Here is a 25306-nt window from a genome sequence, read left to right on the forward strand (position 1 = left end):
GTGCCTCATCTCTTTGTGGTTTTTGAGAAAAACGCGCTGCCCCGCGTCAGCCGTTGATCGGGATCGAGCGCCCCTGCTTGGGCGTACTGGCCTCGCGCTTTTCCATCGTGATCGTGAGCACGCCGTTCTTGAAAGCGGCCTTGATCGTGTCCTGGTTGGCATCGGCCGGCAGGTTCAGAGCGCGCTGAAAGCTGCCGTAGGAGCGCTCCACCCGGTGGAAACCGCCGTCTTTCGTTTCCTGCTCCTGACGCTTTTCACCGCGCACCAGCAGCACGTCGTTGTCGAGCGTGATCTGGATGTCTTTTTCCTCGACGCCGGGTACTTCCAGGGCGATCTTGTACTGCTTGTCGGTCTCCTGGATGTCCAGCGCCGGCTTCAGCATGCCCGGCCAGTCCGACGGCCAGCGTGGCATGGCCAGCGTCGGGAGACCGAAGCCTCGAAACGCGTCGTCGAACAGGCGGTCGATCTCGCGATGCAATTGCAGGATGGGACTGACGGGCCCACCCGCCACCGGCAGGTCATTGCGCTGCACCGGCAGCGAGGCAGTGCTCTGTTGTTCTTCCTGCTCCTTCTTGAACCAGTTCCAGGGAGCCAATTTCTTGAAATCAATGTCCATGTCACACCTCCAGAAGAAAAATTGAAGACTCTCGCTCGCTCCGTTTGCCTGCGGCGACGGACAGCGCGCCCAGGCGACACGGGATGTTCCGCTGACTTTGGCTGCTCATCTGTGCGTATCACCTCCTTCTTTCTGCCTGCTTGGATCTGATCATTGATCCATCGTTCAATTTCACTTTGACGAAACCGCCACGTCCCGCCGACCTTGAAGACCGGAATCTCCCCGTGCGAGGCGAGCCGGTAAAGCGTCCGCTTGCCGACTTTCAAGTAGGCAGCCAACTCGTCGAGTGTGAAGATCGCCTGCTGGCGCGCTGTCATACCACCCCCACAAGTTCCGTCGTCACGCGGCCTCGCCTGAGGAAGTTCTTGCAAGACTTTGCAAGGTATTGCGCCTAACATGCCGAAAGTCAAGAGTCAACATTCAGCGATCTGCTGGCCGATTGATGTGACTCAATCGTAAGCAGCCAGGAAACAAATGTTGGCTGCCACCGCGATGGTGCTCCCCAAGTCATCAATCTGCAGCCATGTGAAAGGGGAAGTCCATGAACGAGATTGCCCGAGTCGGGGTGGATCTGGCCAAGCGGGTTATCTAGGTGCATGCGGTGGATGCGCGCGTGGTGGTTGCCAAGGCGCTGGCCGCTGACAAGTTTGCGGCCTGGTGCGCGGAGCTGCCTCCCGGCTGCCTGGTGGCCCTGGAGGCCTGCGGCGGTGCGCATCACTGGGCACGCAAGCTGCGCGGCTATGGGCTGGATGCGCGGCTGATTGCAGGCCACTTCGTCACGCCCTACCGCATGGCCGGCAAGGGACGCAAGAACGGTGCGGCCGATGCCGCAGCGATCTGCGAGGCGGCAACCCGCCCGCACATGCGCTTCGTGCCGGTGAAGCCGCCGGCGCAGACGCTGCTGGCCAGCCATCAGCTACGCAAACCTCCCGATTCACTCACGCAGCTTATTCCTGCTTGCCTAGGGACGACCATGTAAGCGGCAGATGGTCGGAGTCCTTTGCGACCAGCACCTACGCGAGCAGCCCGGAGGTGGGGATGCCCTTGGCGATGATCTCCGCCGGGACCGGCGCCTGGGTCAGCGTTCGGCACCTATGCGCAGGTCCACTTGCCGCGGATGTGGCACTCGACCGTGAACACGCCCGGCGTGTAGTCCAGCTTCTCGCTGATGCGCTTGAGCGCACAGCCGCACGCGCAGCGGGTGTTCTCGGGCTCGTGGTGGCAGTCCACGCGCGGCAGGTCCGCCGGCAAGGCGGTGCGCTTAGGCATCGCGCCAGGCGTAGCCGGCGGCTTCTTCTTGCCCAGCAGTTCCTAGAGCTGCGCCTCAGCCGCGGCAAGGTCGGCGTCCAGAGCCTCGTCGAACAGCGCGCGTTGTTCGGCATCGAGCTGCTCGCTCTTCTTGCCGAACTTCAGGCGTCGCAGCTGGGCGATCTCGAACGAGAGCTTCGCCGTAGGCGCTGACATGGGCGAAAAGCATCCGAGCATCACCCCCCAGGATGGCTCTCATCTCGATACAGAGGTGAATCCTCCGCACTATTCGGCTCCCTACGATGATATGGACTGATCACATCGGTAGGGAGAAAGCATGAACTTACGCCATCTTCGCTGCTTCATCGCCGTAGCCGAGGAACTACACTTCGGCCGGGCTGCTCGACGGCTGCACATCGAACAGTCTCCACTGTCGCGCACGATCCGCCAGATGGAGGCGGATTTAGGGGTGCCGCTGCTCAACCGCTTGCCACGCAGTGTTCGTCTCACACCGGCGGGACAGGTCTTCCTCGAAGAAGCCCGGCGCGTACTGCTGGCCTTCGAGCAAGCGCAGACCAAGGCACGCGCCGCAGCGAACCAGCGGAACACGCTGCGCATCGCACTATCTGGTGACATGGGGCAGGCCCGCTTGTCGGCGTTGCTTGCGCTTTGCCGCGAGGAGGCACCACAGGTCGGCATTCGGATATTTGAAACGCCACTGGCGCAGTTGGTGACTGGACTGCGCAACGACTTGTATGACGCAGGTTTTGCATTGGCTGGTGAAATGGACGCCGGCATCGTCGCCATGCCGGTGTGGCGAGACCCGCTGGTGGTGGCTTTGCCCGCCAGGCATCCGCTGCTGGCTTTCAAGGAAGTGCCGCTGGAGGAAGTGGCGAGCTATCCGCTGGTGCTGTGCGATCCCCAGGTCTGCGAAGGTTGCAGCCGGCAGCGCGAACGGCTGCTCCGCACGGTGGATGCGCAGCCGACGGTAGCCGAGTACGTCAAGACCCATTCCCTGATGCTGGCCCTCGTGGCCGCCGGCTACGGCGTGGGCTTTTCGAGCGCGGCGCATCTGGCGGGTTGCCATCAGGCCGATGTCGTCGTGCGGCCGCTGGCCGACGAGACCGCTTCGCTGACGACCTATCTACTGCGACCCGAAGGCGAAATCATGGAGCCGCTGCGGCAGTTCATCGACCGCGTGGAGCGTGTCGGACGCCCGCAAGGCACCGATCAACGCCCGATGTGACGCGGGGATTTTGGACGGTACGATTCCCTTTCGGTCTGGACCTTGACCCGCATTGCATCGGCGGCCGACCTTTTGCGTCACGGGCATGGATGGCGAATCGGGCCTATCCACCCGGCATCAAGCAAGGCACCTTCAAGCTGTCGAGGTCACAGCAGTGACGCAGAACGCATGAGCCCTTGCTGGATGCAAACCGGCTCAGCCGGAAGTCGCATTGGCGCTTTACCCCGCCCGTATTCCTACGAAAACTTTGCCCTGGTTTTCCGGTAAAGCGCGGCATCCCTTCCTGATCGAACTTGGATGCGCGGCTTTTCAGACCGTTGCGCCGGTAACAAGATTTTTCGCAGGTGCATTATGGTTGAGGTGTAGCGGGCACCGCAAGGAGGTTTGCCCCCTGCGTAACGCTCGGCGACATCGCCGCACCCAACGTCCACCACGATGCCGACCGGCTCGCGCTTCATCGGGTTCTTTGGGCAATCGCTGCGCCCATGTGGGCCGCGCGCGCTTGCCATGTGTCGATCCGACGATGGGAAGAGCGCGATATGCCGAAATCGAGCAGCCACGCCTTTGGCGCAAAGACGTACTACCGACCGATCGAGGCGGCCGTCCGCTGGTGCGGTCTCCTGCGCTTCGAGCAGCGTATTCTGGAAGCGCTGGAGCAGCGTGCCATGCCGGAGCCCGGCGAATTCCCGCGCTGGCCGCTGCTGCGCCTGTATGCCGAGCGCATCTTCGACGCGCTGACGCATGGCGAATTGCCCGGTGGCAAGGCCGGCATCGTGCTGGACTCGCAGCGGCCGGCGCTCGACGACCCCGAGTTGACCGTGCGCCACGTGGACTTGAAAGCGTGGATGTCGCAGTTCTACCCCGGCGATCGGCCGGGGTTTTTGTTTGACGGCATCGAACGCGCGGTGCATCCGGCGGTGAGCGTGGACACGCTCAACATTCTGCTGGCCGATCGCGAAGCAGCGAAGTCGCAACTTGCCGAACTTGCCCTGGTGCATGAAACGCTGCGCACCGCGCACGAAGCACTGGCGAAGGAACATGCCACGCGCGCGGCCAACGACGAACAGGCGCGCGAGCCTGGCCTGCGCAGCGAGACGACTTACCTCAACATCATCGGCGGACTGCTGACGCTGCTGCTGGGCAATTCGCCGTCAGGCGCGGCCTATTCGTCGTTCCGCAGCATGGATGCCGTGGTCAGCGCGCTGATCGCACACCATGAGGGGCGGCCGGGTCTCAGCGAGCGGACGCTGTGGAGCAAGCTCGCGCAGGCGCGGCGCCACCTGGAGGCGTCGCGCTGACGACGCGGCCAGCATGATGCCGATGCGGCGCACTGCAATTGCAGTCGCTGCTTCTGCAATTGCAGTGATTTCGGCGACCGCGGTGTATTGAATACGAGGCACTTTCCGAACAGCGCCAGTGAGCGTCAAGGAGTGTCTCTCATGTCTTCGCAGACCACCGCGCCGGCAGTGCCGCCCGAGCACCGCATCCTGCGCCGCGCCGAGGTCGAAGCCAAGACCGGCTTCAAGCGCGCGCACATCTACAGCCTCATGAAGGAAGGCAAGTTCCCCAAGGCGCTGCGCCTGGGCGTGCGCGCGGTGGGCTGGGACTCGGTGGAGATCGAACAGTGGATCGCCGATCGCCTCAAAGAACGCGCCTGACGCTTCTTCTCGGTTCATGCCATTCGACGAGGAGAAGCCCATGCAGGTGGTGTCCATCATTTCGACCAAGGGCGGCGTGGGCAAGACCACGACGGCGGCCAACCTGGGCGGCTTCATCGCCGATGCCGGGCTGCGCGTGCTGCTGCTGGACCTGGACGTGCAGCCCACGCTGTCGAGCTACTTCACGCTGGACGTTCGCGCGCCCGGCGGCATCTACCAGATGCTGGCCTTCAACGAGCGGCGCATCGAGCAACTGGTGTCGCGTACCGTGATCGCGGGCCTGGACCTGGTGCTCTCCAACGACGACCGCGGCGAACTGAACACGCTGCTGCTGCACGCTCCGGATGGGCGCCTGCGACTGCGCCATCTGCTTCCCGTCTTCCGCACGCACTACGACTTGCTGCTGATCGACACCCAGGGCGCGCGCAGCGTGCTGCTGGAGATGGCGGTGCTGGCGTCCGACCTGGCGCTGTCGCCGGTGACGCCGGAAATCCTCGCGGCGCGCGAGCTGCGGCGCGGCACGCTGCAACTGATCGAGGACATCGCGCCGTATCGGCACCTGGGCATCGAGCCGCCGCCGCTGCGTCTGCTCATCAACCGTGTGCATCCTGTGTCGTCGAATGCGCGGCTGGTCCAGCAGGCGCTGCGACAGGTGTTTCAGGAACAGGCCGGCGTGCAGGTGCTGGGCACCGACGTACCGGCCATCGAAGCCTATCCGCGCGCTGCGACACGAGGATTGCCGGTGCACCGGGTGGAGTGCCGGCAGCCGGCTGGGCGCACGGCGCCCGCGGCGTTGGAGACCATGCGCGCGCTGGCCGGCGAGCTGTTCCCGGCGTGGCAGGAGCGCTTTGCGCTCGTCACCGGCCGAGGCGACGCGGGAGGAGCCGGCCATGGCCAGCGCACATGACCTGGCCCGCGGCCACAAGCGGCTGCGAGGGCTGATCGAGTTCGCCCTGGGAGAAGGTTGGAAGGTGGTGCGCACCCGCGGCGGGCACCTGCTGTTCACGAAGCAAGGCTGCGCGCCGATCTACACCAGCTCGACGGCGAGCGACCACCGCGCCGAGCGCAACGCCCGTGCGCAGCTTCGCCGCGCCGACCGACAGGCGGCCCAGGGTGTTGCAGCATCTCAGGAGAATGGCCGTGGCTGACCTGACGCCGCAGGACATGGCCGCCAATCTGCTGGCCTCGGGCTTCGAGCGCAACGGCCCTTCGGTCGCGGCCCTGAGCGACCCCATCGCCGACACGCCGATGGTGGTGACGCTGGACCAGTTGCGCCCCTACGACCACGACCCGCGCGTGACGCGCAACCCGGCCTACGAGGACATCAAGGCCTCGATCCGCGAACGCGGGCTCGATGCGCCGCCCGCGATCACGCGCCGGCCCGGCGAACCGCACTACATCATCCGCAACGGCGGCAACACGCGGCTGGCGATCCTGCGCGAGTTGTGGAGCGAGACCAAGGAGGAACGCTTCTTCCGCATTGCGTGCCTGTTCCGCCCGTGGCCGGCGCGCGGCGAAATCGTGGCGCTGACCGGGCATCTGGCCGAGAACGAGCTGCGCGGCGGCCTGACCTTCATCGAGCGGGCCTTGGGCATCGAGAAGGCGCGCGAGTTCTACGAGCAGGAAAGCGGCCAGGCGCTGTCGCAAAGCGAACTCGCGCGGCGACTGACGGCCGACGGCTATCCGGTGCCGCAGTCACACATCAGCCGCATGAACGATGCGGTGCGCTATCTGCTGCCGGCGATCCCGACGCTGTTGTACGGCGGATTGGGCCGGCATCAGGTGGACCGGCTCGCAGTGCTGCGCAAGGCGTGCGAGCGCACCTGGGAGCGGCGTGCGCTGGGCCGGCCGCTGACCGTGGACTTCGCTTCGCTGTTTCAGGATGTGCTGTCGCAGTTCGACACGCAGCCGGAGGGCTTCTCGCCCCAGCGCGTGCAGGACGAACTGGTGGGTCAGATGGCCGAGCTGCTGGAAGCGGACTACGACACGCTGGCATTGGAGGTCGATGACAGCGAAAGCCGTCAGCGAGTATTGACCAGCGAGCCGGCCGCGCCGAACCCGGCAACGCCTGTCGCACCTGCGGCGCCAGCCATCACGCCGCAACTGTCGCCCGCGGCGCCAACGCCACGGGACACCTCGCCCGTCGCGCCACCGGCAGAGACACCCTCGGCACCACCTGCCGCTGCACCAAACGCCCGGGACGGGCAGCGCGACGAGCGCCTGCAGGGGCACATCGTGACGCCGGCCCCAACCACCGAGCGCCTGCAGTCCATCCAGCGGATGGTCGCGGATCAGCTCGGCGACAAGCTACCCGACTTCGAGGCAGATGCGCTGCGTGCGATCCCGGTGCAGGTTGGCGGGCTCTTTCCCATCTCGGATGTCTGGTACATCGAGCCGGGCCTGGACGTGCCGGATCGCCTGCGCGTGCATATCTCGCAGTTCGCTCGCGAGATCGCGGGGGAAGCGGCGGTGGGCGACCACATCGAAGCCAGCGATGGCGGCATCGGCTTCGTCTGCGTGACGCCGGCCGTGGGCCAGGCGAAGGCGCTCCCGGCGTTCGCGCGTGCGATGCTGACCCTGCTGCACGCGCTGAGCACCGCGCCGGCACCCGCGACCGGGCTGGACAGCGCGCGGCTGGCCGATGACCTTGGGCCGCTGCTGCATGGTCACGGCGGCTTGGTCACGCGCCTGAGCGATGCCGGGCTGGTAAAGCTGTTCCGTCTGCTGCGCCTGGCGCGTCGGCTGCTGGATCTGGAAGCCGGCGTAGCGAGCCAGGATTCCTGAGCGCAGGAGGCTCCCGTATGTCGGCACCGCACCCGCTCAACCAGGCCGTGATCGCCCAGGCCCTGCATGACCTGCGCAACGGCCAGTTGCGCCGTTGCAAGGCCATGGGCTTCGGTGAGGAGGAGCTGGATGCGCTGAAGCACCCAGAACTCGTGAGCATGCTGGTGAATGCCACGGTGTCGTGGTGTTCGGTGTCGGTGAACCGGGAAGTGTTGAAGCGGCTGCTGAGCCAGGTGCACGACGTGGAGCGGGAGATCGCCACGGTGGACCGCATGCTGCGCCTGGGGGCGAGCACGGAGATGGTCAGCAAGTTCTACGGCCTCACGCATCAGGAAGTGGCGCTGCGCCGCGACATCCTCGGGCTGCCCAAGCGTAAGGGTCGGCATCCGGTGCTCGACGAGGCGCAGGACGTGGCCCTGTGGGAACGCTGGAAGGCCGGCATCACGGAGCGGCACATCGCACTGAACGACGACATGGCGATGCTGGCGCTGACCATGGACCTGGCCGAGGCCATGACCCTGCCCATGTCGGTGATCTGGTCGGCGATACGGAACTGGGTCGACCAGGGGCTGGTGTAGGTCATGACGACGGGCGACGCTCCACGGCGTGATGGCCCGGTTGCGCTGTCGGCGTTGTTCGACGAGGCGCTGCGGCACCTTGAGCCGAAGGAACCGGCGCAGGGCACGGCGCCGAGCCAGGACGGCTTTCTCTACAGCGGCAACCGGCACGAGAGCGTGCCGCGCGCGTTGTTCTTCGACCGGCGCCTGACGCCGCTGGAGCGCAATGCCTGGCAGGTGTTCCGCCTGCAGCTCAACGACGACGGCGTGACCGCCTTTCCCACCTACGACCAGCTCCGCCCATATCTGGCGTCCATGCCCTGTGCGGCGCAAGCCTCGCACGAGACCGTGGCGCGCGCCTTGACGCTGCTGCGGCTGACGCGCTGGCTCAGCCTGGTGCGACGACGGCGCGACCCGAAGACCGGCCGTATCCAAGGCAACCTCTACGTGCTGCACGACGAACCGCTGTCACCCTTCGAGGCGATGCAGCTCGACCCGGACTACCTGGGCCTGGTGAGCCAGGCGCTCACGCACGCGGCGAAGGCGGTGCAGGTCGTGGGCATGAACACGCTGCGGGAGATCGCCGAAGACCCGCTGCTCAGCGGGCGCACGCTGCCGACCCGTCTGCAAGTGCTGGCGCAGCGCATGGCGCGGCATGGCTGGACGACGCCAGGTTATCCACAGGAGGGTGCGGACCACGAATCCGAAGAAGGCCAGGAAGCCCTTCTTCGGAATGCTGCGCGCCCGTCTTCGGAATCCGAAGCAGGACCGAAACCCGCGCCGGACGGCTCTCTTTGGATTCCGAAGGAGGACCCTACAGTACGTAATGATCGTATAAATGAAGTACGTACAGTACCGCGCGCGAGGGCCTTGCAGAACCTGCGGCTGCCCGAGCGTTTCCTGCGCTTGAAGGACGAGCAGCAGGCCGGCGCGCTGGTGGCGCTGCAGCAGGTGGACGAGGCGCAGAGGCAGGCCGTTCTCGACGAGTGGGCGGCACGCTGCCACAACAGCGCGGTACGCAACCCGGCCGGCTACCTGTTTGGCATCATCCAGAAGGCGATCCGCGGGGAGTTCAAGGCCTGGGCCGGAGAAAGTGCATCGACGCCGCCAGCGCCCCCGTCACCTGCGCCCTCGTCACCGCCAGCATCCCGTGCGGCTGATCCCGAGGTGGCACGTGCCTACCTGGCTCAGCTCCGAGAAGCCTTGCGTGATCGCTGATGTTGACTATCCCCAGGGGATAGCTGGAACAAACACCCTTCCGCCGTGCTCGATTGCTGCCCGCCGAACGACAGGCGAAACTGTCGCCTGTGAATCAAACGAGGACAGCCACGCACGAGCCCGGCCAACGATGGATATGACGACTTTCCCCGTCACAAACGCACTGCAACCACTACAGCCAGACGTTCAGCGCTTGCTGGGCAGATGCCTGTTGCGCCTTCAACAATACGAGCGCCTCATGAAAGCCATCGTGGCCCACCACGAGATTTCAGGCCCGGCGCATTCGCTGGAGGCCATTCGCGCAGCGCGGATTGAAGATGCCGCGACCAAGACCCTGGGCACGTTGATCGGACAACTGTTTGGTTCGTATGTCGTCACCGATGGAAATGGCGGCGAGGAACGCGACGACGATCTTCCCGGCGACGTGATCTCCTTTCGCACGCGCGTGCAACTGAGCCTGTCTGCGCAGGACTACGCCAAGACCCAGGCCGACCTCAAAGACCTGGTATCGCTGCGCAACACACTGGTGCACCACTTCATCGACCAGCACGATCTATGGACCGTGGACGGGTGCCGCGCTGCACAGGACGAACTCGGTTCCGCCTACACGCGCATCGATCAGCACTTCGAGCAGTTGCGCGGCTGGGCCGAGCACATGGATCAGGCGCGGCGCCTGGCAGCGGAATTCGTCCACTCGGATGTGTTCCACGACCTGGTGGTCAATGGCATCGCGCCGGACGGCACGGTGGACTGGCCGGCCGCCGGCATCGTTCGTGCGCTACGCGAGGCCGCCGCGCAGTTGGCCGTCGAGGGCTGGACACCGATCGCCGCCGCTGGCCGCTGGATCGCGGACCGGCATCCCGAGCAGCTTCCAGCCAATTACGGCTGCAGCAGTTGGCGGCAGGTGGTGCACGAGTGCCGCATGTTCGAGCTTCGCTACCGTGAGGTGGAGGGGCAACGGGCCGCCTGGTACAGACCTCGCGAGGCATAGCCCCGCGACGCGGTCTCACCTCCGCGCGAGTCGCGAACGACTCCGCCGAGCTATCCCCAGGGGATAGCCGGCACACACAGCCTTCCGCGCAGAACAAACCGGGCGCGCATGGGCTGCGGTTTGTTGACTGACAGCCTTCCGGCCGATGCCGATACTGGCGACTCGCCCCTTCACCGCGAGTCGCTCTCATGGCCAACGAACGCACAGAACCCCTGCAACTGAATCTCGGATCGCTGCGCAGCGCGATGTCGCTGACGCTGCACACGCACCACGCTTCGCGCATCTGGCACGGCCGTGCGCCGACCGAGGGGCGCCCCGGCATCATCGGTCTCAACGGCTTCATCGGCGCCATGAACAAGATGAAGCGCGGCGCCGAGCAGGACGACCCGTACTCGGACTCGTGGATGTTGCGGATCGAGGACAAGCTCGCCGACACCAAGACCCGCTTGCAGACCCTGCGCGAACAGGTGGATCAGGCCTTGGCCGACGTGCCAGCGGCGCTGTCCCTGGGCGAGAACATGAACGTGCAGCCGGTGAAGCTGCCGCTGTTCGTGAACGCCCAGCTCGGTTTCATGGCGGTGTATCTGCTGGCCGACTACGACGACCTGGCACGCAAGCTCATCCTGGCGCACCACACGGCGCTGATCGACCGCAGCACCTTGGAGCGCTGGCTCAATGATGGTGCGCACGCGCTGCGCAGCCTGTTCTCGCTGGCCCAGCAGTACCGCTACTCGGGCACGACGCGCGACGACTTCGCGGCGAAGAACGCGGCGGCGCGAGCGGCGCTGGAGAAGTTCGGCGAGTTGCCGCAGGACGTGCTGGAAGGCACGCGCCGCTCGCGCTTCGCGCCACCCATCGCGCGGCGGTCGAACAAGCCCGGCACGCCGCCTGCTGCGCCTGCCATCGTGCCCGATGCGCAGGCTCCCACGGGTGGCGCAGCCGATGGTGCCGCGGGCGATGAGGGTGCTGGCGCATGACAGCATCGCCCCCTATCAGCCACTCCACGCGCTTCGTGGCGCTGGAACAGGCGGACTTCCAGCGGCTGGAACACGCAGGCTACCTAAAAGGCCTTTTACAGCCTTTTAAGGGTAAGGGGAGTCTGGAGACCTGGGCCAGCCAGTGCGCAGCGCTGCGCGACGACGTGATTGGCCTGGCGCAGCGGCGCGTGCTGCCCCAGGCGCGCGCCTATCCATTCAGTCTGCTCGACGTGCAACTGGCCCAGCAGGCCACTGGCGCAGGGACGACCTTCCTGCGCTGGCGCAACCTCGACCGTTCCTCCATGGGCGTGGCGTTGTGGGAGGCCCTGCTGGCCAACCCCGCGACGCCGGCCTCGCTGATCGACGATCTGTACGCGATCGAACTGCAGCGCATCGTGCTGAACATGCAGATCAGCCTGACCCACAGCATCGCCCGCCAAGCCCTGGAATGCGCCAACAAGGCCGCGCAGGCCGAAGCGGCTTACCTGCGGCGCGTCCACGGGCATACCGCATCCGTTCCACCCACCACCAAGGAGTCTCCATGAGCACGCACTTCGTCGGCGAGGGCAACATCGGTTCTGCGCCGGACTACCGCGAATTTCCGAACGGCAACGACGAGCCACGCCGGCTGCTTCGCCTGAACGTCTACTTCGACAACCCGATCCCGAAGAAGGACGGCGAGTACGAAGATCGCGGCGGCTTCTGGGCGCCCGTGGAGCTGTGGCACCGCGACGCCGAGCACTGGAAGACGCTATACCAGAAAGGCATGCGGGTGCTGGTCGAGGGCCGCACCGTGCGCGACGAATGGGAGGACGCCGACGAGAACGAGCGCGTGACGTTCAAGGTCGAGGCGCGGCGCGTGGGCATCCTGCCGTACCGCATCGATTCGGTGGCGCTCAGCACCAAGCCGGCCGGTGGACAGTAATTCGCCCATCGCCGTTCCCCCGAGGGCGACTGTAGCAACCGTCATACGCCCGCGATGCACCAGCGAGCTATCCCAAGGGGATAGCTCCAAGGTCGTCCACGGAGTTCCAGCCGCCCTCCCGAAACGACGCTCTTGCTGTGCCAGCTCCTACGATCTATGCACACCGCTGCGGCAACGAACCGCCTGCCGATCACAAAGCGGTGTCTGCATCAATCGACTTCCTTGCTGCCGGCATCTCCTGGCCCCGCCAAGCTGACGCCCATCCGATGAACCGCACATTTCCAAGGAGGCTTCATGCGCCTTTTCCTGTGCGAGAAGCCGTCCCAGGGCAAGGACATCGCCCGTGTGCTGGGTGCCGGTCAACGCGGCAACGGCTGCTACAGCGGCGCGGGTGTCGTCGTGACCTGGTGCATCGGTCATCTGGTAGAGGCGGTTCCGCCCGAAGGCTACGGCGAGCAATACAAGCGCTGGGCCATCGAGCAACTGCCCATTCTTCCTGAGCGTTGGCGTGTCGAGCCCAAGGCGGCGACCGCAGCGCAATTCAAGGTCGTGCAGCAGCTCGTCGCCAAGGCGGGCGAGCTGGTGATAGCGACCGACGCCGACCGCGAGGGCGAGATGATCGCCCGCGAGATCATCGACCTGTGCGGCTACCGCGGGCCGATTCAGCGCCTGTGGCTGTCGGCGCTCAACGATGCGTCGATCCGCAAAGCGCTGGGTGCGCTCAAGCCGTCCGCCGAGACGCTGCCGCTGTATTTCTCCGCACTCGCCCGATCGCGCGCCGACTGGCTGATCGGCATGAACCTGAGCCGGCTGTTTACGCTTCTAGGTCGGCAGGCCGGCTACACCGGCGTGCTGTCGGTGGGGCGCGTGCAGACGCCGACGCTGAAGTTGGTCGTGGATCGTGATCGCGAGATCGCGCGATTCGTCTCCATGCCGTATTGGGCCGTGGATGTGCTGCTATCCCATGCCGGCCGGTCCTTCACCGCGAGCTGGATACCGCCCGAAGGCAGCACGGATGCAGCGGGTCGCTGCCTTCAGCAGCCGGTGGCGCAGCAGGCTGCGGATCGCATTCGCGCGGCACGCGATGCGCAGGTCGTGTCGGTGGACACCGAGCGCGTGCGCGAGGCACCGCCGCTGCCATTCGATCTGGGCACCTTGCAGGAAGTGTGTTCGCGTCAGCTCGGCCTCGATGTGCAGGAGACGCTGGACATCGCGCAGGCGCTGTACGAGACGCACAAGGCGACGACCTATCCGCGCAGCGACTCGGGATATCTGCCCGAAAGCATGCTCGCGGAAGTGCCGGCGGTGCTCGATGCACTGCTCGCCACCGATCCCAGCCTGCGGCCCTTGATCGGCCAGCTCGACCGCAACCAGCGTTCGCGCGCCTGGAACGACGGCAAGGTGTCGGCTCACCACGGCATCATCCCGACGCTGGAGCCCGCCAACCTGTCGGCCATGAACGAGAAGGAACTGGCCGTCTACCGGCTGATCCGCGCTCATTACCTCGCGCAGTTCCTCCCGCACCATGAGTTCGACCGGACGGTAGCGCAGTTCTCGTGCGGCAGTCAGTCGCTGGCGGCCGTGGGCAAGCAGATCGCCGTCACCGGCTGGCGCGAGGTGCTGGCGACGCCGGGGCCGGACGATGCCGACGGCGAGGATGCGCAGCGCAGCCAGGTGCTGCCGGCGCTGCATGCGGGCCTGTCCTGCCCGGTCGGCAAGGTGGATCTCAAGGCGCTGAAGACGCTGCCGCCCAAGCCCTACACGCAGGGCGAGCTGATCAAGGCCATGAAGACTGTCGCCAAGTTCGTGACCGACCCGCGGCTGAAACAGAAGCTGCGAGATACCACAGGCATCGGCACCGAGGCGACACGCGCCAACATCATCAACGGTCTGATCGGTCGCGGCTACCTGGTCAAGAAAGGCCGCGCCGTCCGCGCTTCCGACGCGGCATTCACGCTCATCGACGCGGTGCCCTCGGCCATCGCCGACCCCGGCACCACGGCGGTGTGGGAGCAGGCGCTGGACATGATCGAGGCCGGCCAGATGGCGCTGGACACCTTCATCGAGAAGCAGTCCGTGTGGGTCGGCCAGCTCGTGCAGCAGTACCGCGGCGCAACGCTCTCGCTCAAGCTGCCGCCGGCGCCGGCCTGCCCGCAGTGCGGCGCACCGATGCAGCAGCGCACGGGCAAGAGCGGCGCGTTCTGGTCCTGTTCGCGCTACCCGGACTGCAAGGGCACGTTGCCGATCGAGTCCCCGACGGGCCGGCGCAGCGCACCGCGCAAGCGGCGCGCTGCCTCCAAGGCGTCCTGATCCTCGCTTCCCCCTGCCGCGCCGGCCACTTCACTGGCGGCGAGGCAAACGTCCCGCACCGCGCGGGACTCCAAAGCGCGCGTCTCCTTCTGCAACGGTGTGCGCGCCCCGTCTGCCCGCCGTCGGGCGACGGGGCGAGAAGGTCATTGCTCCACGAATCGCGCCCGCCGCCATTCCCTTGATCGGTGTGCCTTGCCTCGGTCACGAGGGGCTTCCTGACGCCTTGCCGCCGCGCGAGCCGTGAGGAGGCCCCTTGGGCCGAGGGTATTCCGTGCCGGTGCCCGCCGGCGAAACATCGGGCTCCCTTTGTGTGTGGATGCACGCCAGAGGTTTCCGGCCCCAGCCACGAAACGGGCCGGGTGCGATTGCTGACGCAGCGAACGGCTCTGACGACGGCCTGCGCTGACGCAGCCCACAGGTGGTTTTCCATTCTCTTCAGCCGAAGGCCCGTGTGGCCTTCGGCGCCCTGGTCTTTGCCTTGTCCCGTGACGCGGGCCATTGCCCTAAAGCGGGCCGTCCGCGATTCGGTTTTCCCTGCGACGGCAGCCATGCTTCGCGCCCATCCTCACGCCATGCGTTGCTGACAGTCGTCAGCGGCATGCCCTGGCAGTCTCGGTCTTCAAGACTGCAACGCGGTTCGCCGCGTCGACCGATCCAGTCCGCTTCGCATCGCCCACCGCGGACGCTCGCCGGCCTGGCGACGATGCACTTTTCTCAACCACCCGAGGGGAACCCCATCCCCTGCGGGATGCGTGCTCCCCGACCCACCAAGGAGCACGGCATGTCTGAACCTTCCGCATCTTCCTCTGCAACCGCAGTGCGCAGTGGTGCGCTGGCGCTGACCTGGACCGGCAAGCGTTTGCCGCTACAGGTGCTGCGCAGCGCGGCCGGCCACTACATCGGCACACAAGACGACGAAGGACCGGTATCGCGGGAGTCCGTCGAGTATTTCCCGACCCACCTCGCAGCACAGCGCGCCCTGGATACCCATGCCTGGACACAGCGCGCTCACCCCTGATTCCCACCCTTCAAGGAGTTCTCTCATGAATCTGTCTTTACCCGAAGACGTGCTCGATCAGATGGCGCTGGAACAGGCGCACTTCGACGCTGCACCGCAGGCCTTCTTCGAGGCCTGGAAGCGCGGCGCGCAGATCGCCGGCCACGAGTGGTTCGGCGACGGCACACGCGAAGGTCTGCAGCGTGCCACCACCAAGTGGGACCTGCGGCCCAACATGCTGATGCTCAACGACGCCCTGGGCGTGCTGAGCAGCGGTCAACGCATGTTCCTGTCCGCGATGGTGAGCTTCTACAACTCCCGCGAGGGCGGCGCGATGCTCAAGCGTTGCGGCTTCGAGGGGCTGTCCGACTTCGGCGGCCTCGATCTGGAACGGCGCCAGGTCATCGCTGACCTCACGCTGCACTACAACGGCTGGTGAGCCGCGCCTGGCAACCCACCGTCTTTTCATCCCACCCCACGAGGGACATGCGTCCTCGTTCGGGGCCATGTCCCTCCTTCTTTTCGCAGGAGCGGCCATGTCCCGAATCACCATCTTCCACTGACCTGCACCGCCCGCCACCAGGGCGGCCCGACGCCGCGGCCGGCTGACCGGTTGCCACTTCATCCACTCGCTGGGGTTCAATCCCCGGCAGGGGATTGCCTCGGCCATCCTCTGCTGGAGGAATCCCATGTCCCATTCCAACAATCCCTTCGCCCGCGGCTACGATGGCCTGTCCGTGCAGCGGCTGCTGGCGATTTCCTACGACGACGACTGCCCGCTGAGCTACCTGCCGCTGCACGTCTCGCAGTCGCACCTGCCGGACAGCCAGGTCGAGCGCCATGCCTGCGTCTTCTGCGACGACTTCGCGCTGATCACCGAGGGCCAGAACGTGCCGCCCGAGCTGGACGCGCAGTGCCCCAGCCACGGTATCGCCCGAAACCTCGTCTACGCCGTCATGGCCGAAGAAGCCGGCCAGCCGCTGCACGTCGGCGATACCTACTCCGAGGAAGCCGCGCGCGAGGTGGTACGCCGCCTGCGCTTCGAGACCGGGTTCTACAGCCGTGCCTGGGAAATCAGTTCGGCGCACATCACCGAGGAGGCCGGTCGCTTCCTCGCCGAACTGGCGGACATCGCCACGCCGAGCGGTTTTCTGTTCGTGGCCTTCCGCATTCCCTACAGCCCGGCGGTCGGCGTGAAGCTGATCGCCACGCCCTGGACGGATGCGAACCTGCAGCATGTCGAGGGCATCACCGCCGAAGAGCTGCGGCAGGAGCACCGGGCCAAGGGCGTGCCGGAGTCCCTCGTGGAAGTGTTGCACCTGGCTGCGCTCGCCGACGTTCGCATGTTGGTGTTCGATGCCGACGCGCCAGTGCTGGACGGGCTGACGCTCTACGACGACGAGTAACCCGCAACCCATTCGAGCCCCCACGTCGGGGCTCTTCTTTTTCGCGGAACGCGGTGCCGGCGCATTACCGATTCCCAACGGACGGTCGCCGCCATGTGCCGCACGCTGGCCGCATGTTCGCTGGCGTTGCCGGCAGCATGCCCAGGCAGTCGAGACCTTCAAGACTGCGGCGCGGTTCGCCGTGCTGGTTGCTTCGTTCTCCGGGCGCACCCGCGTCCATCCACCTCACCCTCAAGGGACAGACCTTCCTCGCGGGCGGGAGTCCCTTGGTTGCCACAAGGAGTCTCCCCATGGATACCCAAGCCATCCGCGCACAGATGCCGACGCTCGTTGTCGGTCATGTGCCTTCCAACGTCCGTTCGTTCAAATTCAACATCTTCGACGGCCAGCCCAAGGTTTCGACGCTGGGCTTTCACATCGACCCGAAGCCTTTCGAGGGCAAGGTCATCGCCACCACCGACGAGGCCATCGTCGTCAAGACGGGACGAGCCGAGTTCGCGGTGCTCGATCGCACGCTCGTGACCGAAGTGCCCGACGAGGGCGCCAAGGTGCAGGTCGAACCCTATGTCAGACGCCGCTTCGACGGTCAGCGGGCGGACACGCCCGAGGAGCAGACCGAGTTCACCGCCGACGGCCAGCCCTACACGGTGAAGCGGTTCGTGCTCGGGGCCGCACCGGCGAAGCTGCCGATCCCCGAGCCGCGCTGCCCCGAGCTGCAGGAACTGGTCGACCAACTGGAGCAGTTGCCCGCTCCCGACGGTTTCCGGCGCGTCACCCACATGCTGGTGGATGCCGGCGCGCGGGACATCACCTGGGTCGATCCGCTGCCCGCCGACATCATCCGCACGCCGCCGGCCATCGGCTTCACCGTCGCCACGAAGAAGTTCCAGGGTCGCGTCACCGTGCTGTATGAGCGTGGCCTCGACCTCTACGCGGTGGAGCTGCACCGCGACGGCGAGCTGGTCGAACGGGTCGATGAGGTGTTCTTCGACACCCTCGGCGAGACGCTGGAACGGCTGATCGACGACGGGAGTTGGCGGCGCATCCGCGTGCAGTGCCTGTCGTGTCGTAAGGCTATCCGGCACTGATCTCACAGCAGCTTCCCGCCCTCGCGGCGGGAAGCCTCTTTTCCTGCCCCCTGGAGATCACACCCATGACTGTTCGATTCAAAGGCACGGAGCTGCGGCCCGTGCTCGCCGAAGCGGTGGCGAATCAATGCCGCGTCATCCTGGTCAAGGATCAGGGCGTGTACTTCCTGGCCGAGTGCGGCGAGCGCCGACCCGATGGTCGCCAGAAGACCATCGCCTATGCCGCTGGCTGCAACCCGGATGTCGATGCCTTCGATGACTGGTGGGAGCTGGCGCGCGCCGAGTTCGGTGGCGACGACTTCGGCGAGTTCTTCGATCCGCAGGAGGGCGTGTTTGCGCGCATCCTGCGCAGCGAGGACGACCTCGACGTGTCCGCCTCCGCGACACACCTATCGCTGCAGGCGGTTCCTCCCACGCCCAGCGGTAACTGACCGCCCATCCCTGGCCCCCGCTTCGGGGGCCTCTTTCTTCCCGGCAATGCGGACAGCCGCGAGTGCCGATTGCCGCTCGCCTGCGCGCCGTCCTGGCGCCACGCTTCCGGCCATGTTCCGCTGACGTCCGTCAGCGACATGCCCAGGCAGCCACGATCTTCAAGGCTGCGACGCGGTTCCGACCGCGTTGATCACCCCAGTTCGCACCGGCATCCATGCGCGAACGGCCATCGGTTCTCGATGGCGATGCCACCAAGCTGTTCCATCAACCCACGCGGGGGTTCCACACCTTCCCCGCCTGGGTCGGGTGTGTCTCCGCCTCTTTGTTCTTCAGGAGATTCACCATGACCACTTCCACCGAAAAGTCCTACTTCGATCTGCACATCACCGGCCTCGGGTACCTCAATCGCATCCGCGAAGTGAAGCCCAAGAAAGGCGATGCGTTCCTGGCCTGCGACATCGCGGCCCTGAACGGTCCCAGCGATGACGTCTCGTATGTGCGCTTCGACACGCGCGTATCGGGATCGGAAGCTCAGCACTTGGTGCGCCGCTGCATTCAGGCGGTCGACGCCGAGAAGAAGGTGATGATCGGCTTCCGCCTGGGCGACCTGTGGACCGACACCTTCACCTACTCCAAGGGCAAGCGTGCCGGCGAGCAGGGTGTGAGCCTCAAGGCCCGCCTGCTGTTCGTCAGTTGGATCAAGGTCGACGGCAAGCTCGTCTACAAGGCCGAACCCAAGCCGACCGAGACCGACGAGCGGGACCCGGAAGTCCCTGTGACGTCCGACGCGCCCGCCGCGCAGCAAGCCTCGGCACCGGAGCCTTCCAAGCCCGTCGCCGACGCTGCCGATGCCCCCGCATTGGCCGTTGCCGAGTCGTTCTGATCCGCAAGGCCCCATCCTCGGGGCCTTGTCCTCTCTTCGTCCGCAGGAGGCCTTCATGATCACCATCCCCGGCCAACTGGCCATCAAGACCATCCACGGCAGGAACGGCGACTTCAACGTCGGCCGCCTGGCGACCTCGATCGGCGAGTTCGTCGTGAAGAACGCCGAACTCGATCAGTACCGCGAGGGCAAGTACGACGGTGATTTCGTCATCGTCGAGATTCGCCCATCCACGTACAACGCCAACGGCCGCATGGTCATCGAGATCCGCGCCCATCTGGGCGGGATGACGCTGTCCAACATCGACGCCCTGAGCCGCGACGAAGCCCGCCGGCTGAGTCCGCAGGAAGTCGATCCAATCGACGAGGAAGCGCAGGCGCCCGCGCCGGCAACGCCCCCGGCCAAGCCGAAGGCGAAGCCGCGTAGTCCGCGCGACCCCCTGGTCGATACCACGCCGTTCGGCAGCGAACCGGCTCCCGTGTCCGCTGCGGCCTCGGCCGAGGCAGACGACGCGGCGCTGTTCGGTGCCTTGTGGCCCCTGGGCGAGACCGTGAAGCTCGATGCGACCGTGGATCGTCGTGTGCTGCGTCAGCAGCGCGACCGTCTCGACAAGCTGGGCTACGAGTTCGCTCCGTTGTCCCAGGACTGGCACCTCAAGGCTGCCTGATCCATCCGCCGCCTTGCGCGGCATTCCGCCACCCGCCGGGGCTCTCCCCCGACGGGGAGGGCTCCGGCCTTTTCTTCAAGGAGACCCTCATGGGCTGGACCTTCGTTCGTCAGACGCACGATCAGTTGATCCGCGAGTTGCTCGCTCCGCAGGCATCCGAACGCGCTTGCTGCGAAGTCATCGACCACACGCTGGACGGCGACGTTCTGTGGACCGTGGTTCGCGTCACCGCCAGGCAGGCGGGCGTCATGGGCCTCGCGGCCGGTGAGTTCGTCTGCTACATCGGTTGCCATCTGTTGGAAAGCTCGGGCGGCGATTGGGGCTACAAGTCCCTCGATGAGTCCGTGCATCCGTACTACTACTCGTGCCCGCTGCGCTATCTCGACATGGCGCCGGTGCAAAGCTCCGAGTGGCGGGAGCGGGTTCACCGCTTCCACGCGGGGCGCGCTGCCTAGCGGCACGCATCTTCCGTCACCCAACCGGGGCGAGCACGGCCCCACGGGCTGTGGTTGCTCCTTCTTTTCCAAGAGGACATCACCATGCCTGCACCTTCTTCCGCGAAACCGCTGTACCGCATCGACGAATGCCCCGACCTCATGGCCGACGCTTGCGTCGGTGACGAGCAGGGCAATCTCGTCTTTCTCTCGATCTGGGCGCGCGACACCGCCGTTCAGGAGTTCCTCGCCCGCCTGACCCTCGGCCGGGATGAACAGGGACTCGATCAGTTCCACGTCATCACCGAGCAGGGCGCATCCATCCCGGTCTTCGTCGGCAACGTCGAGAACCTGGAAAAGCGCATCACCCGTGCCTATCGGCGAACGCTGTTCGGTTCGCTGACGAATGTGTGGCTGTTCGATCGTCGCTGCGTGAAGCCAGACAAGGCCAACGCCAGCGCGCTGGCGCTTCTGCCCAGGGATTCCGCTCACCGGCTCGACCGGCTGTGGACGCTGGTGCAGGAGACCTGCCCGCTGCCACTGCTCGACCACTGGCGCGACACCGTGCTGGCGCTGTTGCAGACACGGCGAATGCTGACCGGTCTTCCCTTGGCCCTCGGGCCGCTGGAAGGCCATCGGCTGGCCCTCGATGTCCCGGCGCTGACGAAGGCGTTGGGCGAGCTGATCCGCAACGGCACCCTCGGCGCCACGCAGTACGAACTGGCCGCGGACGCACCGCTTCGGCGTGTGGCGTGAGCCATCCCCACGGGCATGCGCGCCGCGCGTGCCCGCCTTCCTTCATCCATCACCAGGAGAAATCCATGGCACTCATGTTTCCGCGCCTGGCGCGCAACTTCATTCGTAACGGCTACTTCCCCACCGACGAGCCGACGCTGGAGCGGGCCTTGTCCGCGCTGGCGCCGTCTCCCGGCGCCATGTCCATCCTCGATCCCTGCGCCGGCGAAGGCGTGGCGATCGCCGAAGCCGCCCACGCCCTCGGGCGCGAACAGGTCCAGGCCTTCGCCGTCGAGTACGACGCCGAGCGTGCCCGCCACGCACGGAAACTGGTCGATCGCTGCATTCACGGCGACCTGATGGACACGCTGATCTCGCGCCAGTCCTTCGGCCTGCTGTGGCTCAACCCGCCCTATGGCGACCTGAGCAAGGACGTGAACGGCAACATCGGCTATCAGGGTCAGGGCCGTGCGCGGCTGGAAAAGCTGTTCTATCAGCGCGCGCTGCCGCTGCTGCAGTACGGTGGCGTGCTGGTCTTCATCGTGCCGTCCTACGTGCTCGACGCCGAGCTGGTCGGATGGCTGACGCGCCACCTCAAAGACCTGCGCATCTACCGTGCGGTGGAAACGCAGTTCAAGCAGGTGGTGATCTTCGGTCGCAGGATTCGTCAACGCGACCAGGCGTCGGAGTCGGCCAAGTCCTTGCGCGGTCTGCTGCTGCAGATCGGACAGGGTGACGCCGAAGCCGAGGAACTGCCGCTCGAATGGCCGTTCCTGCCGTACACCGTCCCTGCCAGCCCGGCCGAGCCGGAGCACTTCTATCGCGTGACGATGGAGCCCGAGCAGTTCGCCGATGAAGTCGGCCGGCTGCAAGGTCTCTGGCCGGCGCTCGATACGCACCTGGGCGCCGCGCAGCAATCGCTGCGTCCGCCCGCGCGGGCCTTGTCGCACTGGCATCTCGCCTTGGCCTTGGCCGCAGGCGCGATCTCCGGCGTAGTGAAGTCCAAGAGCGGGCGCGTGCTCGTCGTCAAAGGTGATACCCACAAGGAGAAGACCCTCCAGACGGAATACACCGAACGCGACGACGGCTCCGTGGCCGAGACGCGCATCCTCACCGACAAGTTCGTGCCGGTCATTCGTGCATGGGACTTGACGCTGGGCTCGCCCACGTGGGGCGAAGTGCTGACCATCCGCTGATCGCTGTTCCCTGACGGTTCGCCGTCGCTTTCATCCACCCACCGGGGTCACGTTGCCCCCGATGGGGTGCCGTGGCCCCTTCTTCCAGAAGGAGAAACCACCATGGCACTCGCAATCCTCAACCTCGCATCACAAGCACGCTTTTCGCCCGGGCAAGTGGTCATGACCGCCGGCGTCGACGAGCTGGTCCGACAGGGCCGGCTCAATCCCAGCGCGTACCTGCGCCGCCATCTTCATGGCGACTGGGGCGACCTGGACGACAGCGATCAACGGCAGAACGATGCCGCGCTGAAGTCCGGCGAGGATCGTCTGTTCTCGTCCTACCAGGTCACGCGCGACCTGAAGCTCTGGATCATCACCGAATGGGATCGCAGCGTCACCACGCTGCTGTTGCCCAGCGAATACTGATCCACATCCAGCGGCACCTACAGTTTTCTTTGCCGCGTCTTTCTTCCCACCCAGGGGCATGTCACCGCCCCGTGGGGGAGGTGCATGCCCCATTGCTTTGGAGCATCACCATGTCCCTCGATCTCGAAACCGTTCCCGTAACCGCTGTGCAGGGCGACCTGCTCGAAGCGGCATCTTCTCCTCTCACACTCAGCCTGCAGGATTTCGTATCGGAGTTCGGCGACGAGTTGCTCGATTCGCTGAACCGCGCCAATCCTCCGGTCTACACCGGTCAGGTGCGGGTGCATCGGCAAATGATCCTCGCCGCACTCAAGCGCAAGCTGTTCCCGGCGCAAGCCGATGTGGTCCATGCCGTCACCGAGCTGTTGGTCGACCGCGGCGAACGCGCCGCGATCGTCAATGGCGAGATGGGTTGCGGCAAGACGACCGTCGGCATCGCCACGGCCGCCGTGCTCAACGCCGAAGGCTACCGCCGCACCCTGGTGCTCTCGCCACCCCACCTGGTCTACAAGTGGCGGCGCGAAATCCAGGAGACGGTGGCCGGTGCCAAGGTCTGGGTGCTCAATGGCCCGGACACGCTGGTCAAGCTGCTGAAACTGCGCGAGCAGTTGGGCGTGCCGGCCCAGGGCCAGGAGTTCTTCGTCCTGGGCCGAGTGCGGATGCGGATGGGGTTCCACTGGAAACCTGTCTTCGTTCGACGGCGCACGCCTCACGGCGACGTGGGGGCCTGCCCGGATTGCGGGCATGTCATCACCGATCTCGACGGCGAGCCGATCAACCCGGTCGAACTCGAAGCCGAAGAGTCCCGCCGCAAGTGCAGCCACTGCCGTGCACCGCTGTGGTCCTTGATCCGTCCCAGAGGCCTGTCCGCCAGCGACCAGTCCTCGACCGTGCTCAAGGCACTGAAGCGTATTCCAACCATCGGGGAAGTCACCGCGCAGAAGCTGATGCAGAAGTTCGGTGACGCCTTCCTCGCGTCGATGCTCGGGGACAACGTCCACGAGTTCATCAACCTGATGGACGACCGCGGCGAGTTGGTCTTCTCGGATCGGCAAGCCCACCGGATGGAACGCGCGATGGCCAACATGGAGTTCGGCTTCGGCGAGGGCGGCTACCAGCCGTCCGAGTTCATCAAGAGGCAGCTTCCCCAAGGCACGTTCGACCTGCTCATCGCCGACGAGGCGCACGAGTACAAGAACGGCGGCTCCGCTCAGGGCCAGGCCATGGGGGTGTTGGCGGCCAAGGCGCGCAAGACGCTGCTGCTCACCGGCACGCTGATGGGCGGCTACGGCGACGACCTGTTCCACCTGCTGTTCCGAGCCCTGCCGGGGCGGATGATCGAAGACGGCTACCGGCCCACGAAGAGCGGCAGCATGACGTCGGCCGCGATGGCGTTCATGCGTGATCACGGTGTCTTGAAGGACATCTATTCCGAGAGCACCGGCACGGCGCACAAGACGGCCAAGGGCACCAAGGTATCGGTGCGCACGGTCAAGGCGCCGGGTTTCGGTCCCAAGGGCGTGCTGCGGTGCGTCCTGCCGTTCACGGTCTTCCTCAAGCTGAAGGACATCGGTGGCAACGTGCTGCCGCCTTACGACGAGGAGTTCCGCGAAGTCGCGATGGACACGGCGCAGGCTGCGGCCTACCGCGATCTGGCGGGTCGGCTGACCCAGGAGCTGAAGCAGGCCCTGGCGAAGCGCGACACGACGCTGCTCGGTGTGGTCCTCAACGTTCTGCTGGCCTGGCCGGACTGCTGCTTCCGGTCGGAAACGGTGGTGCATCCGCGCACGCGCAACACCTTGGCGTTCGTCCCGGCTCAGTTCAACGAGATGGAGGTGATGCCCAAGGAGCGCGAGCTGATCGAGATCTGCAAGCGGGAGAAGGCAGAAGGTCGCAAGACCCTGGTCTACTCGGTCTATACCGGCACGCGCGACACCACGTCGCGCTTGAAGGTGCTGCTGGAGCAGGAAGGCTTCAAGGTGGCGGTACTGCGCGCGAGCGTAGATGCCTCCCGCCGGGAAGACTGGATCGCCGAGCAGTTGGACCGCGGCATCGACGTGCTCATCACCAATCCCGAGCTGGTGAAAACCGGCCTGGACTTGCTGGAGTTCCCGACCATCGTGTTCCTCCAGTCCGGCTACAACGTGTATTCGTTGCAGCAGGCCGCCCGGCGCTCATGGCGCATCGGCCAGAAGCAGCCGGTGCGCGTGATCTACCTCGGCTACGCCAACTCCTCGCAGATGACCTGCCTGGGGTTGATGGCCAGGAAGATCATGGTCTCGCAAAGCACGTCGGGAGACGTACCCGAGTCGGGCCTGGATGTTCTGAACCAGGATGGTGATTCCGTCGAGGTCGCACTGGCGCGGCAGCTTGTCACGGTCTGATCCATGTGCCCATGCCGGCGGCCCCTCGGGGTCGCCGGCTTCTTTCCACGGCCCTTCGGGGCCGTTTTTCTTGGGCGTATGGCAGTCCATGGCGCCGCCCCGCCATGTATTCGGGCGGGCGCCAGTGCGTTTTGTTTGCTGCCCGC

Annotated in this window: 26 protein-coding genes and 3 pseudogenes; 26 read left to right on the forward strand and 3 right to left on the reverse strand. The window is 65.9% G+C overall.

The window, feature by feature from the left end; genetic code table 11:
- Positions 1-46: 46 nt before the first annotated feature.
- Entirely contained in the window at positions 47-616 is a 570-nt protein-coding gene (locus HMPREF2886_RS09390) for an Hsp20/alpha crystallin family protein (protein ID WP_023083184.1), read from the reverse strand.
- A 44-nt stretch (positions 617-660) separates the two neighbouring features.
- Positions 661-933, reverse strand: a pseudogene (locus HMPREF2886_RS33105) (helix-turn-helix domain-containing protein); the annotation flags it as partial.
- Positions 934-1277: 344 nt separating this feature from the next.
- On the opposite strand from HMPREF2886_RS33105, the pseudogene HMPREF2886_RS35290 reads away from it, so the two are divergent.
- Positions 1278-1511 (forward strand): annotated as a pseudogene (locus HMPREF2886_RS35290) (IS110 family transposase); the annotation flags it as partial.
- A 121-nt stretch (positions 1512-1632) separates the two neighbouring features.
- Here the strand turns inward: HMPREF2886_RS35290 and HMPREF2886_RS34965 are convergent.
- Positions 1633-2062 (reverse strand): annotated as a pseudogene (locus tag HMPREF2886_RS34965) (IS66 family transposase); the annotation flags it as partial.
- A 139-nt stretch (positions 2063-2201) separates the two neighbouring features.
- On the opposite strand from HMPREF2886_RS34965, the gene HMPREF2886_RS09405 reads away from it, so the two are divergent.
- From HMPREF2886_RS09405 to HMPREF2886_RS09525, 25 genes are all read left to right on the forward strand, one after another.
- On the forward strand, positions 2202-3110 hold the full coding sequence (locus HMPREF2886_RS09405; protein WP_012761385.1) for a LysR family transcriptional regulator: 909 nt from the start codon (positions 2202-2204) through the stop codon (positions 3108-3110).
- A gap of 539 nt (positions 3111-3649) precedes the next feature.
- A complete protein-coding gene (locus tag HMPREF2886_RS09410) occupies positions 3650-4408 on the forward strand; it encodes a hypothetical protein (RefSeq protein ID WP_003454930.1) in 759 nt (252 codons plus the stop codon).
- Between the two features lie 141 nt (positions 4409-4549).
- Positions 4550-4768 (forward strand): AlpA family transcriptional regulator, encoded by a 219-nt coding sequence (locus HMPREF2886_RS09415; RefSeq protein WP_016852009.1) that lies wholly within the window; start codon positions 4550-4552, stop codon positions 4766-4768.
- Between the two features lie 40 nt (positions 4769-4808).
- Positions 4809-5675, forward strand: coding sequence for a ParA family protein (locus HMPREF2886_RS09420; RefSeq protein ID WP_023083183.1), 867 nt, complete (start codon positions 4809-4811; stop codon positions 5673-5675).
- Positions 5659-5916 carry a hypothetical protein gene (locus HMPREF2886_RS09425; RefSeq protein ID WP_003454921.1) on the forward strand — a complete coding sequence of 86 codons (258 nt, stop codon included), beginning with the start codon at positions 5659-5661 and terminating at the stop codon, positions 5914-5916. Before HMPREF2886_RS09420 ends, HMPREF2886_RS09425 begins: the two co-directional genes overlap by 17 nt.
- The gene (locus HMPREF2886_RS09430; RefSeq protein WP_023083182.1) at positions 5909-7552 is read left to right on the forward strand and encodes a ParB family protein; all 1644 of its coding nucleotides are present in this window, start codon (positions 5909-5911) and stop codon (positions 7550-7552) included. The genes HMPREF2886_RS09425 and HMPREF2886_RS09430 overlap by 8 nt, the downstream gene beginning before the upstream one ends.
- A gap of 17 nt (positions 7553-7569) precedes the next feature.
- Positions 7570-8130, forward strand: coding sequence for a DUF2857 domain-containing protein (locus HMPREF2886_RS09435; RefSeq protein WP_010792177.1), 561 nt, complete (start codon positions 7570-7572; stop codon positions 8128-8130).
- A gap of 3 nt (positions 8131-8133) precedes the next feature.
- Positions 8134-9327: an STY4528 family pathogenicity island replication protein gene (locus tag HMPREF2886_RS09440; protein WP_023083181.1), complete on the forward strand. Its 1194-nt coding sequence runs from the start codon at positions 8134-8136 to the stop codon at positions 9325-9327.
- A 238-nt stretch (positions 9328-9565) separates the two neighbouring features.
- Positions 9566-10318, forward strand: a complete 753-nt coding sequence (locus HMPREF2886_RS09445; protein WP_019484523.1) for an OST-HTH/LOTUS domain-containing protein — start codon at positions 9566-9568, stop codon at positions 10316-10318.
- A 188-nt stretch (positions 10319-10506) separates the two neighbouring features.
- Positions 10507-11295 carry a PFL_4669 family integrating conjugative element protein gene (locus HMPREF2886_RS09450; RefSeq protein WP_019484524.1) on the forward strand — a complete coding sequence of 263 codons (789 nt, stop codon included), beginning with the start codon at positions 10507-10509 and terminating at the stop codon, positions 11293-11295.
- Positions 11292-11840, forward strand: coding sequence for a DUF3158 family protein (locus HMPREF2886_RS09455; protein ID WP_019486762.1), 549 nt, complete (start codon positions 11292-11294; stop codon positions 11838-11840). The genes HMPREF2886_RS09450 and HMPREF2886_RS09455 overlap by 4 nt, the downstream gene beginning before the upstream one ends.
- Entirely contained in the window at positions 11837-12220 is a 384-nt protein-coding gene (locus HMPREF2886_RS09460; protein ID WP_023083180.1) for a single-stranded DNA-binding protein, read from the forward strand. The genes HMPREF2886_RS09455 and HMPREF2886_RS09460 overlap by 4 nt, the downstream gene beginning before the upstream one ends.
- Positions 12221-12514: 294 nt before the next feature.
- Positions 12515-14530 carry a DNA topoisomerase III gene (locus tag HMPREF2886_RS09465; protein WP_018076215.1) on the forward strand — a complete coding sequence of 672 codons (2016 nt, stop codon included), beginning with the start codon at positions 12515-12517 and terminating at the stop codon, positions 14528-14530.
- Positions 14531-15311: 781 nt separating this feature from the next.
- A complete protein-coding gene (locus tag HMPREF2886_RS09470) occupies positions 15312-15548 on the forward strand; it encodes a hypothetical protein (protein ID WP_016446173.1) in 237 nt (78 codons plus the stop codon).
- 25 nt (positions 15549-15573) lie between these two features.
- Positions 15574-15966: a hypothetical protein gene (locus HMPREF2886_RS09475; RefSeq protein ID WP_003141051.1), complete on the forward strand. Its 393-nt coding sequence runs from the start codon at positions 15574-15576 to the stop codon at positions 15964-15966.
- Between the two features lie 250 nt (positions 15967-16216).
- On the forward strand, positions 16217-16933 hold the full coding sequence (locus HMPREF2886_RS09480; protein ID WP_016446172.1) for a DUF5983 family protein: 717 nt from the start codon (positions 16217-16219) through the stop codon (positions 16931-16933).
- 290 nt (positions 16934-17223) lie between these two features.
- Positions 17224-18021, forward strand: a complete 798-nt coding sequence (locus HMPREF2886_RS09485; RefSeq protein WP_023083178.1) for a hypothetical protein — start codon at positions 17224-17226, stop codon at positions 18019-18021.
- 65 nt (positions 18022-18086) lie between these two features.
- Positions 18087-18452, forward strand: a complete 366-nt coding sequence (locus HMPREF2886_RS09490) for a DUF3085 domain-containing protein (RefSeq protein WP_010792167.1) — start codon at positions 18087-18089, stop codon at positions 18450-18452.
- Between the two features lie 344 nt (positions 18453-18796).
- On the forward strand, positions 18797-19336 hold the full coding sequence (locus HMPREF2886_RS09495; RefSeq protein ID WP_023083177.1) for an STY4534 family ICE replication protein: 540 nt from the start codon (positions 18797-18799) through the stop codon (positions 19334-19336).
- 55 nt (positions 19337-19391) lie between these two features.
- Positions 19392-20003 carry a DUF3275 family protein gene (locus HMPREF2886_RS09500; RefSeq protein ID WP_023083176.1) on the forward strand — a complete coding sequence of 204 codons (612 nt, stop codon included), beginning with the start codon at positions 19392-19394 and terminating at the stop codon, positions 20001-20003.
- Positions 20004-20092: 89 nt separating this feature from the next.
- Positions 20093-20458 carry a hypothetical protein gene (locus tag HMPREF2886_RS09505; protein ID WP_023083175.1) on the forward strand — a complete coding sequence of 122 codons (366 nt, stop codon included), beginning with the start codon at positions 20093-20095 and terminating at the stop codon, positions 20456-20458.
- An 84-nt stretch (positions 20459-20542) separates the two neighbouring features.
- A complete protein-coding gene (locus HMPREF2886_RS09510; protein ID WP_023083174.1) occupies positions 20543-21193 on the forward strand; it encodes a hypothetical protein in 651 nt (216 codons plus the stop codon).
- 65 nt (positions 21194-21258) lie between these two features.
- Positions 21259-22368 carry a DUF6094 domain-containing protein gene (locus HMPREF2886_RS09515; RefSeq protein WP_019486120.1) on the forward strand — a complete coding sequence of 370 codons (1110 nt, stop codon included), beginning with the start codon at positions 21259-21261 and terminating at the stop codon, positions 22366-22368.
- A 102-nt stretch (positions 22369-22470) separates the two neighbouring features.
- The gene (locus HMPREF2886_RS09520; protein WP_019486119.1) at positions 22471-22776 is read left to right on the forward strand and encodes a hypothetical protein; all 306 of its coding nucleotides are present in this window, start codon (positions 22471-22473) and stop codon (positions 22774-22776) included.
- Positions 22777-22886: 110 nt separating this feature from the next.
- Entirely contained in the window at positions 22887-25160 is a 2274-nt protein-coding gene (locus tag HMPREF2886_RS09525; RefSeq protein WP_023083173.1) for a helicase-related protein, read from the forward strand.
- The last annotated feature ends 146 nt before the right edge of the window (positions 25161-25306 follow it).

The sequence above is a fragment of the Pseudomonas sp. HMSC066A08 genome (genome assembly GCF_001813025.1).
Lineage (GTDB): Bacteria > Pseudomonadota > Gammaproteobacteria > Pseudomonadales > Pseudomonadaceae > Pseudomonas > Pseudomonas aeruginosa.